9 protein-coding genes and 6 tRNA genes are annotated in these 15164 nt (G+C 60.6%); 14 read left to right on the top strand and 1 reads right to left on the bottom strand.

Annotated elements, in window-relative coordinates:
• Positions 1-11: 11 nt before the first annotated feature.
• The 10 genes from uvrC to O3297_RS12120 all read left to right on the top strand — a co-directional run bounded on the left by uvrC (position 12) and on the right by O3297_RS12120 (position 5948).
• On the top strand, positions 12-1892 hold the full coding sequence (gene uvrC, locus O3297_RS12165; protein ID WP_305048817.1) for an excinuclease ABC subunit UvrC: 1881 nt from the start codon (positions 12-14) through the stop codon (positions 1890-1892).
• Between the two features lie 257 nt (positions 1893-2149).
• Positions 2150-2734 (top strand): CDP-diacylglycerol--glycerol-3-phosphate 3-phosphatidyltransferase, encoded by a 585-nt coding sequence (gene pgsA / locus O3297_RS12160; protein ID WP_034749601.1) that lies wholly within the window; start codon positions 2150-2152, stop codon positions 2732-2734.
• A 163-nt stretch (positions 2735-2897) separates the two neighbouring features.
• Positions 2898-2973, top strand: a tRNA-Gly gene (locus tag O3297_RS12155).
• Between the two features lie 92 nt (positions 2974-3065).
• Positions 3066-3141 (top strand) — tRNA-Gly (locus O3297_RS12150).
• A 71-nt stretch (positions 3142-3212) separates the two neighbouring features.
• Positions 3213-3288 (top strand) — tRNA-Gly (locus O3297_RS12145).
• 56 nt (positions 3289-3344) lie between these two features.
• Positions 3345-3420: transfer RNA gene (locus O3297_RS12140), tRNA-Gly, on the top strand.
• An 83-nt stretch (positions 3421-3503) separates the two neighbouring features.
• Positions 3504-3579 (top strand) — tRNA-Gly (locus O3297_RS12135).
• A 42-nt stretch (positions 3580-3621) separates the two neighbouring features.
• Positions 3622-3695 (top strand) — tRNA-Cys (locus O3297_RS12130).
• Between the two features lie 279 nt (positions 3696-3974).
• Positions 3975-5462: a SulP family inorganic anion transporter gene (locus O3297_RS12125; RefSeq protein WP_305048816.1), complete on the top strand. Its 1488-nt coding sequence runs from the start codon at positions 3975-3977 to the stop codon at positions 5460-5462.
• A gap of 33 nt (positions 5463-5495) precedes the next feature.
• Complete coding sequence (locus O3297_RS12120; RefSeq protein WP_305048815.1) at positions 5496-5948, top strand: hypothetical protein; 453 nt, start codon at positions 5496-5498, stop codon at positions 5946-5948.
• A 25-nt stretch (positions 5949-5973) separates the two neighbouring features.
• Here O3297_RS12120 and O3297_RS12115 read toward each other — a convergent pair whose 3' ends face one another.
• Positions 5974-7680, bottom strand: a complete 1707-nt coding sequence (locus O3297_RS12115; protein WP_070254521.1) for a methyl-accepting chemotaxis protein — start codon at positions 7678-7680, stop codon at positions 5974-5976.
• 382 nt (positions 7681-8062) lie between these two features.
• Here O3297_RS12115 and O3297_RS12110 point away from each other — a divergent pair, with 382 nt between their 5' ends.
• The 4 genes from O3297_RS12110 to O3297_RS12095 all read left to right on the top strand — a co-directional run bounded on the left by O3297_RS12110 (position 8063) and on the right by O3297_RS12095 (position 15159).
• The gene (locus O3297_RS12110) at positions 8063-10207 is read left to right on the top strand and encodes a TonB-dependent siderophore receptor (protein ID WP_305048814.1); all 2145 of its coding nucleotides are present in this window, start codon (positions 8063-8065) and stop codon (positions 10205-10207) included.
• A 285-nt stretch (positions 10208-10492) separates the two neighbouring features.
• On the top strand, positions 10493-13564 hold the full coding sequence (gene fdnG / locus O3297_RS12105) for a formate dehydrogenase-N subunit alpha (protein WP_092605954.1): 3072 nt from the start codon (positions 10493-10495) through the stop codon (positions 13562-13564).
• Between the two features lie 13 nt (positions 13565-13577).
• Positions 13578-14501: a formate dehydrogenase subunit beta gene (fdxH, locus tag O3297_RS12100; protein WP_034779207.1), complete on the top strand. Its 924-nt coding sequence runs from the start codon at positions 13578-13580 to the stop codon at positions 14499-14501.
• Entirely contained in the window at positions 14488-15159 is a 672-nt protein-coding gene (locus tag O3297_RS12095; RefSeq protein WP_034779204.1) for a formate dehydrogenase subunit gamma, read from the top strand. The genes fdxH and O3297_RS12095 overlap by 14 nt, the downstream gene beginning before the upstream one ends.
• The last annotated feature ends 5 nt before the right edge of the window (positions 15160-15164 follow it).

Raw genomic sequence — 15164 nt, 5'->3', positions numbered from 1 at the left:
ATGAGCCAGCAATGACCGAAGCAAGCCCAGAACCTTCCTTGGCGGAAACGCCACCCGATCCCCGCGCGCAAGTGCTGGCGACCGTCGCCAAGCTGCCGAATTTGCCCGGCGTGTACCGCTATTTCGACGCCGCCGACAAGGTGCTGTATGTCGGCAAGGCGCGCGACCTGAAAAAACGCGTCTCCAGCTACTTCCAGAAGAACCTGGCCAGTCCCCGCATCGCCATGATGGTCGAGCGCATCGCGCGCCTGGAAACGACGGTCACGCACAGCGAAGCGGAAGCATTGATCCTGGAAAACAACCTGATCAAGGCGCTGCAGCCGCGCTACAACATCCTGTTCCGCGACGACAAGTCGTATCCGTATCTGAAGATCACGAATGGCGATGCGCCGCGCATGGTGTATTACCGGGGCGCGGTGGACAAGAAAAACCAGTATTTCGGGCCGTTCCCCAGCTCCTGGGCCGTCAAGGAATCGATGCAGATCCTGCAAAAGGTGTTCCTGATCCGTACCTGCGAGGACAGCGTGTATGCGAACCGCACCCGTCCCTGCCTGCTGCACCAGATCGGCCGCTGCAGTGCGCCCTGTGTGGACCTGATCAGCAAGGAAGACTACAAGAACGACGTGGAAAACGCGGCGCGCTTCCTGCGCGGGCGCCAGAGCGAAGTGCTGGCCGACCTGGAAAAGAAAATGCACGCGTTTGCCGCTGAATTAAAATTCGAGCAGGCCGTGGTGGTGCGCAACCAGATCGCCTCGCTGTCGCGCGTGCTGCACCAGCAAAGCATGGAGACGACGGGTGACGCCGATGTCGACATTCTCGCCGTGCTGTTGCAGGGCGGGCGCGCCTGCGTCAACCTGGCCATGGTACGCGGCGGACGCCATCTGGGCGACCGCGCTTATTTCCCCAGCCAGCTCAGCGATGCGGCAGCGATTGCCGAAGAACCGATCGAGGTGGAAGTGCTGGCCGCCTTCCTGGCCCAGCACTACACGGAAAAATTCATCCCCGGCACCCTGATCCTGAATATCGAATTCGACCAGCCGGCCCTGATGGTGGCGCTGATGGAGCAGTGCGGCCACCGCATCAACCTGATCTTCCAGCCGCAGGGTCAGCGCCGCCAGTGGCTGGAGATGGCGCAAAAGGGCGCCGAGATTTCGCTGGCGCGCTTGTTGTCGGAACAGGGTTCGCAGCAGTCGCGCACGCGCGCGCTGGCCGAAGCGCTGCGCCTGGAAACGGAAGACCTCGACAGCCTGCGCGTGGAGTGTTTCGACATCAGCCATACGCAGGGCGAGGCGACGCAGGCGTCGTGCGTGGTGTTCCACCACCACGCCATGCAGAACGGCGAATACCGGCGCTACAACATCAATGACATCACGCCCGGCGACGATTACGCGGCCATGCGCCAGGTCCTCATGCGCCGTTACGAGAAAGTGGCGAATGGCGATGGCGTGATGCCCGACGTGGTCTTGATCGACGGCGGCAAGGGACAGATCGAAATGGCGCGCCAGGTGTTCGCCGAGCTTGGACTCGATATCAGCTTGATTGTCGGCGTAGCCAAGGGGGAGGGGCGCAAGGTGGGCCTGGAAACCCTGCTGTTCGTCGATGGCCGCGCGGCGCAGGAACTGGGCAAGGAATCGGCGGCTCTGATGCTGATCGCGCAAATCCGCGACGAGGCGCACCGCTTCGCCATCACCGGCATGCGCGCCAAGCGGGCCAAGACGCGCCAGACCTCGCGCCTGGAAGAGATCGAGGGCATCGGCGCCAAGCGCCGCCAGAAATTGCTGTCGCGCTTTGGCGGCTTGCGCGGCGTGGTCGACGCCAGCATCGAGGATCTGATGTCGGTGGAGGGGATTTCCACGCAGCTGGCAGAAGAGATTTACAAGCAGCTGCATTAGAACTCCTAACCAAACCTACTGCGCGTCGCGACTTGCGGCCTGCGATGTTCACTGGCTCGGCGCCCCCGTGTCAAGCACAGCTGCGCTTCTCGGTCGCAACTCACTACCGCTCGCTACGGTTTTGTGAGGGTTCTATGACGGCCTGGTCCGGTGCCGCGGTAACCGGACTAGGCTAATACCCTGGGGCCATGTAGACTAGTGGCGCTTTCTTCACGCTTTCCTCATGTTCAATTTACCCGTCGGCCGATTGCTCTCTTATGCCTTTTAATATTCCCATCCTTTTGACCTGGCTGCGCGTGGCCCTGATACCGCTCGTCGTCGGCGTGTTTTATCTGCCGCCGTCGATGCTGCTGCATGGCGACCAGAACCTGGTCGCCACCCTGGTCTTCATTGTTGCGGCCGTCACCGACTGGTTCGACGGTTTCCTCGCGCGACGCTGGAACCAGACCTCGGCCTTCGGCGCCTTCCTTGACCCGGTCGCCGACAAGCTGATGGTGGCGGGGGCCTTGCTGGTGCTGGTGCAGCTGGACCGTGTGAATGCCGTGCTGGCCTTCATCATCATCGGCCGCGAAATCACGATTTCCGCGCTGCGCGAATGGATGGCGCAGATCGGTGCATCGAAATCGGTGGCCGTCAGCTCGATCGGCAAGATCAAGACGGCCGCGCAAATGACGGCCATTCCCCTGCTGCTGTACCACGAAGTGATCTTTGGCGCGATCGACACGCACGTGTGGGGCGAGAAGCTGCTGTGGATCGCCTGCGTGCTGACAGTGTGGTCGATGTTCTATTATTTGCGTCTGGCATGGCCGCTGATCAAGGAAAAGGCCGGCAACCTGCATTGAGGTGGATAAACGCCGATAGCATTGGTCTGGCGTCTTTTTAACCCAAACGCAAGAGCTGGGGTCAGACCCAAAGGGTCTGACCCCAAATATTTTGCAAAACACCAGATATTGCCCGTTGACAGCCCCTGTAATCCCTCTATAATGCTGGCCTGTTGTTGATGACGCGGGAGTAGCTCAGTTGGTAGAGCGCAACCTTGCCAAGGTTGAGGTCGAGAGTTCGAGACTCTTCTCCCGCTCCAGTTTTCTGGATCGTGTCATAGGTAAAAACAGCGAATGCAGTAAAAAGTAGTACTGGCGATGTAGTAGAGCTTCTGATACAATGTTGTCCACTGCGGGAGTAGCTCAGTTGGTAGAGCGCAACCTTGCCAAGGTTGAGGTCGAGAGTTCGAGACTCTTCTCCCGCTCCAGTGAATACTGGATCAGCAGTAAAGCAGCACTGGTAAACGGTAGTAAAAAGCAGTAAAATAGCGGTTCGTATGCGGGAGTAGCTCAGTTGGTAGAGCGCAACCTTGCCAAGGTTGAGGTCGAGAGTTCGAGACTCTTCTCCCGCTCCAGCGAAAGCTGAAGCAGTACAGCAAGAATGGCAGTAGCAGAAAATAGAAGCTCCAATGCGGGAGTAGCTCAGTTGGTAGAGCGCAACCTTGCCAAGGTTGAGGTCGAGAGTTCGAGACTCTTCTCCCGCTCCAGAATTCTAAAGGGAAGCTAAGCTGGCTTCCTTTTTTTATCCGCCGCGGTACGCAGCGAGATTAAGCAGTAACCAAGCTCCAATGCGGGAGTAGCTCAGTTGGTAGAGCGCAACCTTGCCAAGGTTGAGGTCGAGAGTTCGAGACTCTTCTCCCGCTCCAGTTTTCAAGGTGTGCCGCAAGGCCCATCCAAGCAGTTCCTCTGGCGAGGTAGCAAAGAGGTTATGCAGCGGCCTGCAAAGCCGTTTAGACGGGTTCGATTCCCGTCCTCGCCTCCAGATGAAAAAAATAGCCCACTTTCGAGTGGGCTATTTTTTTGTCCGCGCATTTGCCTGACTTTTGCCGGCTGCGCATCTTGTATAATGCCGGCAAGCTCAGCCGCGCCGCCTGGCGCCTTGATGAAACTTCCCCTTTCCGCCATACCGATGTAGTCACTGACGACTTTCCTGCTCCGATCGACCTCAGCGCAGCTTTTTTGTGAGGCCCGCTGGTATGGCTGTGCCTGATGATTGTCCATCAGGCCGGCATTTTCCTGTTCCGACTTTGGATACGCATCAATGATCAACACAACTTTTCGGGATGAGTGGTTCTCGAACCTGCAAAAGAACGTCCTGGCGGGCTTGACCACTTCCTTTGCCCTGGTGCCTGAATGCATCGCCTTTGCCCTGGTGGCGCAATTGAATCCCCTGATGGGCCTGTATGGCGCCTTCATCATTTGCGCATTCACGGCCATCTTTGGCGGACGCCCCGGCATGATTTCCGGCGCCGCCGGTTCCATGGCCGTCGTCATCGTGGCACTGGTGGCTCAGCATGGCGTGCAGTATCTGCTGGCCACCGTGGTGCTGAGCGGCATCCTGATGGCCTTGTTCGGCATCTTGCGCCTAGGTAAGCTGATACGCATGGTGCCGTATCCGGTGATGCTGGGCTTTGTGAATGGCCTGGCCATCGTCATCGCCATGGCCCAGCTGGAACACTTTCGCCAGGCCACGCCGCAAGGCGAAACCTGGCTGCAAGGCAGCCCTTTGTATGTGATGGGCGCGCTGGTGCTGCTGACCATGGCCATCGTCTACGTGCTGCCGCGCCTGACCAAAGCCGTGCCGCCGGCGCTGGTGGCCATCCTCGGCGTGGGCGTGCTCAGCCATTTCTTGCACCTGCCCACGCGCACCCTGGGCGACCTCGCGCATATCGCCGGCGGCCTGCCGGCCCTGCATTGGCCCACCGTGCCGCTGGACATGGCGACCTTGCATATCATTTTCCCGTATGCAGCCCTGATGGCCATGGTGGGCTTGCTGGAAACACTGCTCACTTTTAATCTTACCGATGAGATGACTGAAACGCGGGGCCAGCCGAACCGCGAATGCATCGCCCTCGGCGCATCGAACGTCGTTTCCGGCCTGTTTGGCGGCATGGGCGGCTGCGCCATGATCGGGCAGACGATGATCAACCTGAGCTCGGGCGGCCGTTCGCGCCTGTCGGGCGTGACGGCTGGCGTGATGATTTTACTGTTCATCCTGTTCCTGTCGCCGCTGATCGAGCGCATCCCGCTGGCCGCCCTGGTGGGCGTGATGTTCGTCGTGGCGCAGCAGACGTTTGCCTGGGGTTCCTTGCGCGTACTGGGCAAGGTGCCTTTGCAGGATGCGCTGGTGATCGTTGCCGTGACGGTCATTACCGTATTCACGGACCTGGCGATGGCCGTGCTGTGCGGCATCGTCATCGCCGCCTTGAATTTTGCCTGGCAGCATGCGCGTGAAATGCGTGCCGATATCGATGACAGCAGCGCCGGCATGCGCGTGTACCTGCCGCATGGCACGCTGTTTTTTGCTTCCACTACGCATTTCCAGGAACTGTTCCAGCCAGCGTCGGACCCGGCCCGCGTCATCCTTGACTGCCGGCACCTGCACATGGCCGATCACTCGGCCATTGCCGCCATCGAATCCTTGTATGAACGCTATGACAAGGCGGGCAAGCATCTGCAGGTGACGCATCTGTCCGTCCGCAACCAGGCCTTGCTGCAGCGGGCCGGGGTGGATGTCGGCGTGGCGTAAAATAGGGGATTGTTGAATGTCTGTGGAGTGTGAATGCTGTCGAACGAACAAGAGCAATTGTTGCAACAAAGCCAGGCGGGATTCGACGCCTACTATGACGCGCTGGGCGCCTCGCTGGTGAATTTCGTTGAGCGCCTGGGCATCCAGCCGGCGCACGAAGTGCTGACCAACGCGGCCGAATACCTGCCGTATATCGACGCGGCCATGCGCACCATCGTCATCCGCGACGAGAGCTGGCAGTGGGTAAAAACCATGCTCGGCTATTTTATCGGCGAATACTTCGTGCAAGGCCATGCGGGCTGCTGGTATGTGGAAACGCGGGCGGAGTCGCCGCATTTTTGCCGCATCATGGTGGGGGGCTTCGAGCATGGCTTGCCAGCGGACGCCGCCATCGATCCGGAGGCGCTCGCGCTGGAATTTCTGGGGCAATCCGTGCCGCGCGAGTTGGCGGTACTGATCGCCAAAGCGCAAGCCCATGCGGCTTGATGCCGCACGGCTTGCTTAAGCAGATTTAAAACTCTTCCCACTCGCCTTCGGCCGGCGCAGTTGCCTTGCTGCTGGCGCGCGTCGCGGGCAGGCGCAGGGCAGGGGCCGAAGCCTTGCGGGCTGGTGCGGCAGCAGTTGGCGTTGCGCTGCGCTGTGCCGCTTTTACGCTGAAACGGTCGGTCGCTACTGCATTGGCATCGAGGCGGAAGACGCTGACCACCTGCGCCAGTTCGCTCGCCTGTTCCTGCATCGCTTCGGCCGCTGCCGAGGCTTCTTCCACCAGGGCCGCATTTTGCTGGGTCACCTGGTCCATTTCGGAAATGGCCTGGTTGACTTGCTCGATGCCCGCGCTCTGCTCTTCGCTGGCGTTGCTGATCTCGCTCATGATGGACGTGACAAAGCCGATGCTTTGCACGATTTCTTCCATCGTCTTGCCGGCCTTGTCGACCAGGTCCGTGCCCACGTCGACCTTTTGCACGGAGTCGTCGATCAAGCCCTTGATCTCTTTTGCCGCCGCTGCCGAGCGCTGCGCCAGGTTGCGCACTTCCGTGGCCACCACGGCGAAGCCGCGGCCCTGTTCGCCGGCGCGCGCCGCTTCCACGGCCGCGTTCAATGCCAGGATGTTGGTCTGGAAGGCGATGCCGTCGATGACGGAAATGATGTCGACGATTTTCTTCGACGAGGTATTGATTTCGCCCATGGTGGCGACCACTTCGGCCACCACGGCGCCGCCGCGGCTGGCGATGCCGGCCGCGTCGCCGGCCAGTTTATTCGCCTGGCGCGCGTTGTCGGCGTTCTGTTTGACGGTCGAGGTCAGTTCTTCCATCGACGAGGCCGTTTCTTCCAGCGAACTGGCTTGCTGTTCCGTGCGCGACGACAGGTCCTGGTTGCCGGCGGCGATTTCCGCGGAGGCCGTGGCGATGGTGTCGGTGCCGCTGCGCACCTGGCCCACGATACCCACCAGGCTGTCGTTCATGGTTTTCAGGGCATGCATCAGCTGGCCCGTTTCATCGCGGCCCTGTGCCGTGATGGTGCTGGTGAGGTCGCCAGCTGCCACGGTTTCCGCCACTTTCACGGCGGCGCGGATGGGGCCGGTGATCGAGCGCGTGATCCACCACGCGAAACCGATGCCCATCAGCACGGCCAGCACGCCCATGGTGATCAAGAAGATGCGGGTGCCGCTGTAGGCTTCGATGATGCTGGCGCCGACGCCGTCGGCAGCCTTGATCTGCATGTTGGCAAAGCGTTTGACTTCGGCCAGGTAGGCCACGGTGATGGGTGCCACTTCCTTGTCGAACACGACCTTGGCGCCTGCCACGTCGCCGTCGGCCTTCATCTTGAAGGCGCGCGCGCGCGTCGTCACGTAGTCGGTGCGGACCTTGCGCACGACCTTGAATTGCTCGATCACGGCAGGATTGAGCAAGGACGCGATGATGTCATCCTGCAGCTTGCTGGAACGCTCCGCATCGACTTTCAAGTCTTCCTCGATCTTGGCGCGCACGACAGGATCGGTGATCTCGAACGAGGCGACGCCGCGCACGCTGTTGAGTTCAATGATCTTCGACCATTCGGCCACCATGCGCTGGTTCTTGATGCTGGTATTGATGAGGCGGTAAGTCAGGTCGCTGGCCGTCTGCATGCGCACGAGGGCGGTGATGGTCAAGGCGGCAAGCAACAGCAATACGACAGCAAAGCCGACGCCAAGGCGGCTGCCGATGTTCAGGTTTTTCATGTAATTCCTAACAGTTTAATAGTCATGATCGCCGCCGCCAGCAGGGGCGGACAGGCGCCGCAAGGCGCAGGGGATCGGGGTCTTCGGGTGCCGCGTGATGGCTGTGCGGCGCGCCACGCTGAGCGTGGCGATGGAGGTGAAGCAAGGGGCATGTCGGTCAGGCTGACCGCTGCCCAGCAAGCCGCAAGTATAGCATTGACGCAGAGAAATAGTTTTTCAAAGCAATTTTAATTGTTTTTTGATATTAATTTCCTGTTGTGTTTTTACATCAAGTACCTGTTCTATAAGTACTATCACTTACATAAGTGCTGACTTATCGCATGGCCGCCTGATAAAATACTAATGATAATCATTCGTATTAAAACATCGACCAGGGAATTGTATGCAGCGCAAGCCAGGATTCAAACCGATCACCATCGCCGTACTGGGCGCCTTGACCTTTGGCGCCACGCCATTGGCTACTTGGGCACAGGAAAGCTTGCCCGCCGTCACCGTGACGGCGGCTAAGGACAAGGATGGCTATGTTGCCGCCACCTCCGCCAGCGGCACCAAGACGGAAATGGCTTTGCGCGACGTGCCGCAGACGATCAACGTGGTGCCGGCCGCCGTCATCCGCGACCAGAACGCCATGTCGATCCAGGACATCATGAAGAACATCCCCGGCGTGGGCCTGTCCACGGGCGACGGCCAGCGCGACCAGGTGTTCATCCGCGGCTTCACGGCCATCGGCGACCAGTTCGTTGACGGCTTCCGCGATGACGCGCTGTACTTCCGCGACCTGTCGAATGTGGAGCGCCTGGAAGTGATCAAGGGGCCGGCTGCCGTGCTGTACGGCCGCGGCTCCTCGGGTGGCCTGGTCAATCGCATCACCAAAAAACCGGGCGTGGATATCACGGACGTGGCTCTGAGCCTGACGAACACAAAAGGGCGCCGCGGCGAAGTCGACGTCGGCCGTGTCGGCGAGACGGTGGACTGGCGTGTCACGGGCGCGCGCGAATTGTCGGACAGCTACCGCGACCAGCAATTCATCAACCGCACGGCGCTGGCCCCTTCCGTGGCCATCCGCTTGTCGAGCGCGACGAAACTGCTGCTGCAGGGCGATTACCTGGAAGACCGCCGCCTGACGGACTTCGGCATTCCGTCCTACCAGGGCCGCCCCGTCGCCGTCGATGCGGGCACCTATTATGGCGCCGCCAACGCCCGCGATGCGGACTTCAGCCAGTCGCGCGTGGTCTCCACGGCCGCGACACTGACGCACAAGTTCAGCGATAGCTTGTCGCTGCGCAATGCCTTCCGTTACTACGATTACCACCTGGACCGCAACAACACTAACATTTCCGGCAACGTCAACGAAGTCAAGGGCACGATGAGCCTGGGTCACGCCAAGCTCAACCGCGACGAGAGCGGCTGGTTTAACCAGACGGAACTGACGCAAAAGCTGGTCACGGGCACCTTGCGCCATGAAGTGCTGTACGGCGCCGAATTCGGCAAGCAAACCAAGGATGCGTCGAGCTGGGCTTCGACCGTGGTGGCGACGAATGTATCGATCTTCAACCCCGTCCTGCCGCAGGTGAACCGCAGCAAGCTGGGCGTGCGCAGCGATACCTTCGGCACCTATGACACGGCCGCCGCCTACGTGCAGGACGCCATCAGCTTCAGCGACGAATGGAAGGCGCTGGCCGGCCTGCGCTACGACCGCTACAAGCAGCAGTCGCGCCTGGCCAATGCGCTTGGCGTGACGACGGCGGACCTGTCACGCACGGATTCGGCCTACAGCCCCCGCGCCGGCCTCGTCTGGCAACCGAGCGCCGTGCAATCGTATTACGCGTCGTGGAGCCGTTCGTTCCAGCCGAGCGGAGAAAACTTCGCCCTGGCCGCCAACAATGCCGACCTGGCGCCGGAAACCACGCGCAACACGGAAGTGGGTGCCAAGTACGACCTGTGGGGTGGCCGCGCCAACGCCACCGTGTCGCTGTTCCGCTTGGAGCGCGACAATATCAAGACCAGCGACCCGATCACGAACCGCATCGTGCCCGTCGGCACGCAGCGTACGGACGGCCTGGAACTGACCTTCAACGCGGACTTGCACGATGGCTGGAAGATGATGGCCGGCTACGCTTACCTGGACGCCACCATCACCGATTCCATCGCCGTCGACCGCAGCGTGAATGCGCCGGGCACGACGACGGCCAGTTCCGTCGCCATCAAGGGCAAGCGCGCCACTTTGACGGCGCGCAACACGGCCAATCTGTGGCTGACGAAAGACCTGGGCCACGGCTTCACCGTGGGCGGCGGCGCGAATGCCGTGGGCAGCCGCTTCGCCAACCCGGGCAACACCGTCGTGCTGCCAGGCTACGTGACGGCCGACGCCATGGCCGCTTACCGCACGGGCCGCTATGAAGTGCAACTGAACGTCAACAATATCGGCGACACGCGCTACATCGTCTCGGGTCACGGTTCCAGCCCGAACCTGAGCTTGCCGGGCGCGCCGCGCAACGTGGCGCTGACCTTGCGCTACAGCTTGTAATTTGTCATTTTTCTGACGCATACCAAACCCGCTCGCGAGCGGGTTTTTTCATGGTGGGTAGCGATGTGCAAGCGTGCCGGGCAGGCTGGCATTGTTTAGAGGGAATATTCGGTATCGTCAAATTAATGTTGACTAAAGGCAATTTTTTCCAGCGGACTAAGCCTTGTCGGAGTTTGAGGGGTAAAATACTGTCATACGGCACAGGCATGGTGCTTATATCTTGGTGATATGACACGACCACGACGCCGTATGACTTTTATTTACTCACATCATAGAGGCCTGAATATGGTTCAGATGTCCAGGCGCCAGTTCCTTCGGGTAACTGGCGCGACCATTGCTGGTTCCAGCCTCGCCCTGCTCGGTTTCGCACCGGGCCAGGCGATGGCGGAAGTGCGGCAATACAAGCTGTCTCGCACGACCGAGACACGCAATACCTGTCCCTACTGTTCGGTAGGATGCGGCGTCCTGCTGTATGGGCTGGGCGACGGCGCGAAAAATGCCGTTTCCAGCATCATCCACGTGGAAGGCGATGCCGATCACCCGGTGAACCGCGGCACGCTGTGCCCGAAAGGCGCCAGCCTGGTCGACTTCATCCACAGTCCGAACCGCCTGAAAGTGCCCGAATACCGCGCACCGGGCGGCACGGAATGGCAACCGATCTCCTGGGATGTGGCGCTCGACAAGATCGCGCGCCTGATGAAGGATGACCGCGATGCCAACCTGATCGAAAAGAATGCCGACGGCAAGACCGTCAACCGCTGGCTCTCCACCGGCATGCTTGCCGCGTCCGCCGGCAGCAACGAGGTGGGGTATCTGACCCACAAGACAGTGCGCAGCATGGGGATGCTGACCTTTGATAATCAGGCGCGTGTATGACACGGACCGACGGTGGCAGGTCTTGCCCCGACGTTTGGCCGTGGCGCGATGACGAATCATTGGGTCGATATCAAGAATGCCGATGTGATCTTGGTCATGGGCGGCAATGCAGCAGAAGCACATCCTTGCGGATTCAAATGGGTAACGGAAGCGAAGGCGCATAACAAGGCCAAGCTGATCGTTGTCGATCCGCGCTTTACCCGTACCGCATCCGTGGCAGATTACTACTGCGCCACGCGTACCGGCACGGACATCGTCTTCCTCGGCGCGATCATCAATTACCTGCTGACGAACGACAAGATCCAGCATGAGTACGTGCGCAACTACACGGACATGCCCTTTATCGTGCGCGAAGACTATGCGTTCGAGGATGGCCTGTTCTCGGGTTTCGACAAGGAAAAAGGCAAGTACACGGACAAGGCCACCTGGGATTACGAGATCGGCGACGACGGCTATGCCAAGGTCGACCCGACCCTGGAACACCCGCGCTGCGTCTACCAGATGATGAAGAAGCACTACGCGCGCTACACGACCGAGATGGTCGAACGCACGTGCGGCGTGTCGGCCGACAAGTTCCACAAGGTGGCGGAGGCATTGGCTTCGACCGCCGTGCCGGGACGCGCCGGTACCATCCTGTACGCGCTGGGCTGGACGCACCACTCGACGGGCGCGCAAACCATCCGCACGGGCGCCATGGTGCAGCTGTTGCTGGGTAATATGGGGATCGCCGGCGGCGGCATGAACGCCTTGCGTGGCCACTCGAACATCCAGGGCTTGACCGATCTGGGCCTGATGTCGAACCTGTTGCCAGGTTACATGACCCTGCCCAACGAAGGCGAGCAGGATTTCGACGCCTACATCGCCGCGCGCGCCACCAAGCCGCTGCGGCCGAACCAGCTCAGCTACTGGAGCAATTACCGCAAATTCCACGTCAGCTTCATGAAGACGTGGTGGGGCGACTTTGCCACGGCGGAAAATAACTACGCCTTCGACTACCTGCCGAAACTCGACAAGCCGTATGACTTGATGCAAGCCATCGAGAACATGCACCAAGGCAAGATGACGGGCTATATCTGCCAGGGCTTCAATGTGCTGGCGTCCGCGCCGAACAAGCAGAAGGTCACGGAAGCGCTGTCGAAGCTGAAGTTCCTCGTCATCATGGATCCGCTGGCCGTGGAAACGGGCGAATTCTGGAAGGCGCACGGGCAGTACCACGAAGTCGATCCCACCAAGATCATGACGGAAGTGTTCCGCCTGCCGACCAGCTGCTTCGCCGAAGAACGCGGTTCGCTGGTGAGCTCTTCGCGCGTGCTGCAATGGCACTGGCAGGCGGCCGAACCGCCGGGCCAGGCGCGCAGCGACCTGGAGATCATGTCCGGCCTGTTTCTGCGCATGCGCAGCATGTACCAGAAGGAGGGCGGCAAGTTCCCCGATCCTATCGTCAACCTGACGTGGAATTATGCGCAGCCGCATAATCCGCAGCCGGAAGAAATCGCCCGCGAATTCAACGGCCGTGCGCTGGCCGACCTGTACGATCCGAAGGACGCGACCAAGCTGCTGGTGAAAAAGGGCGAGCAGCTGGCTTCGTTTGCGCAATTGCGCGACGACGGCACGACCACCAGCGGTTGCTGGATCTTCGCCGGCAGCTGGACGCAGGCGGGCAACCAGATGGGACGGCGCGACAATAGCGACCCGACCGGCATCGGCCAGACGTTAGGCTGGGCCTGGGCGTGGCCGGCGAACCGCCGCGTGCTGTACAACCGCGCCTCGTGCGACTTGAAGGGCAAGCCTTTCGACCCGACCCGCAAGCTCATCGAGTGGAATGGCACGAACTGGAGCGGGGCCGATATTCCCGACTTCAAGGTCGACGAACCGCCGGAAAACGGCATGGGTCCGTTCATCATGCTTGGCGAGGGCGTGGCGCGCTTCTTTGCGCGTGGCGCCATGGCCGAAGGGCCGTTCCCCGAGCATTACGAGCCGTTCGAAAATCCGCTGGGCTACAACCCCATGCATCCGAAAAACCCGCAGGCGACCAGCAATCCGGCCGCGCGCGTGTTTGCCGATGACCGGAAAATGTTCGGCACGCACGAGGAATATCCGCATGTGGCCACCAGCTACCGCCTGACCGAGCATTTCCATTACTGGACCAAGCATGCACGCCTGAATGCCATCATCCAGCCGCAGCAATTCGTTGAAATCGGCGAAGAGCTGGCCAAGAGCATCGGCGTCGTCGCCGGTGGGGAAGTGCGCGTCAGTTCCAAGCGCGGTCACATCATCGCCAAGGCCGTCGTCACCAAGCGCATCAAGGCTTTGATGATCGAGGGCAAGCCGGTGCATACCGTGGGCCTGCCGCTGCACTGGGGCTTTACGGGCGTGGCCAAGCCGGGGTATCTGATCAATACCCTGACACCGGGCGTGGGGGATGCGAATTCGCAAACGCCGGAATTCAAGTCCTTCCTCGTGAAGGTGGAAAAAGCATGATGGGAGCTCAATAATGGCACTGCAATCCTTAGATATCCGGCGCCTGTCGGCTACCACGGTAACGCCGCCGCAAGCGCGCAGCCCGGTGACGGGCACCGTGGCCAAGCTGATCGATGTGTCGAAATGCATCGGCTGCAAGGCTTGCCAGACGGCGTGCATGGAATGGAACGACTTGCGCGATGAAGTCGGTGAAAACCATGGCACCTATGACAATCCGACGGACCTGACGCCGCAATCGTGGACGGTGATGCGTTTTGCCGAACACGAAAACAACGACGGCAACCTCGAGTGGCTGATCCGCAAGGATGGCTGCATGCACTGCGAGGACCCGGGCTGTCTGAAAGCCTGTCCGGCGCCGGGCGCCATCGTGCAGTACACGAACGGCATCGTGGATTTCCACCAGGAAAACTGCATCGGCTGCGGCTACTGCGTGGCCGGCTGTCCTTTCGACGTGCCCCGCATTTCGAAAAAGGACGACCGCGCCTACAAGTGCACGCTCTGCTCCGACCGCGTGGCCGTGGGCCAGGAACCGGCCTGCGTGAAAACCTGCCCGACGGGCGCCATCGTTTTCGGCACCAAGGAAGACATGAAGGTGCATGCGGAAGAGCGCATCGTCGACCTGAAGTCGCGCGGTTTCGAGAACGCGGGCCTGTACGATCCGCTGGGCGTGGGCGGCACGCACGTGATGTACGTGCTGCATCATGCGGACAAGCCGAAGCTGTATTCGAACTTGCCGGAGCGCCCGCGCATCAGTCCGATGGTGGGCTTCTGGAAGGGCTGGTCCAAGCCGCTGGCGGTGGCCGGCATGGCCGCCACGGCCCTGGCAGGCTTCTTCCATTACACGCGTGTCGGTCCGAACGAAGTGAGCAAGGACGAAGAGCACGAAGCGCTGGAAGAGGCCAAGCGCATCCGGGAGGAAGACCATGAGCCACAGTGATCTGCATGATGGAAAGCTGCGCGACAAGGATGGCAACCCGCTGATCCAGCGCTACGACCCGAACGAGCGCACGAATCACTGGGTGACTGCCATCACCTTCGTCATGCTGGCGCTGTCCGGCCTGGCCATGTTCCATCCCTCGATGGCGTGGCTGGCGAACCTGTTCGGCGGCGGGCAATGGACGCGCATCCTGCATCCGTTTGCCGGCCTGGTGATGTTTGTCTCGTTCGCGATCCTCGTGGTGCGCTTCTGGCACCACAACAAGTTCGAGGACGGCGACAAGCAGTGGCTGAAACAGATGGACGACGTGCTCAACAACCGCGAAGAAAAGCTTCCGAAGATCGGCAAATACAATGCCGGCCAGAAGATCCTGTTCTTCGTGCTGCTCGCTTGCATGGTGGGCTTGCTGCTGTCGGGCATCGTGATCTGGCGCGCGTACTTTGCGTTCTATTTCCCGATTCCCGTCATCCGCGCGGCCGCCCTGCTGCACGCCGTGTGTGCGTTCGGCATCATCTGCTCCATCATCGTGCACATCTATGCGGCACTGTGGGTCAAGGGTTCGATCGGCGCCATGGTGCGCGGCACCGTCACCTACGGCTGGGCGCGCAAGCACCATCCGAAGTGGTTTGAGGCTGTCATTCGCAATACAAAAGACTAAGTTCT

This window comes from Janthinobacterium sp. SUN128 (assembly GCF_030587275.1).
Classification (GTDB): Bacteria; Pseudomonadota; Gammaproteobacteria; order Burkholderiales; family Burkholderiaceae_D; genus Janthinobacterium; species Janthinobacterium lividum.
This window is presented reverse-complemented; position numbering and strand designations above follow the sequence as displayed.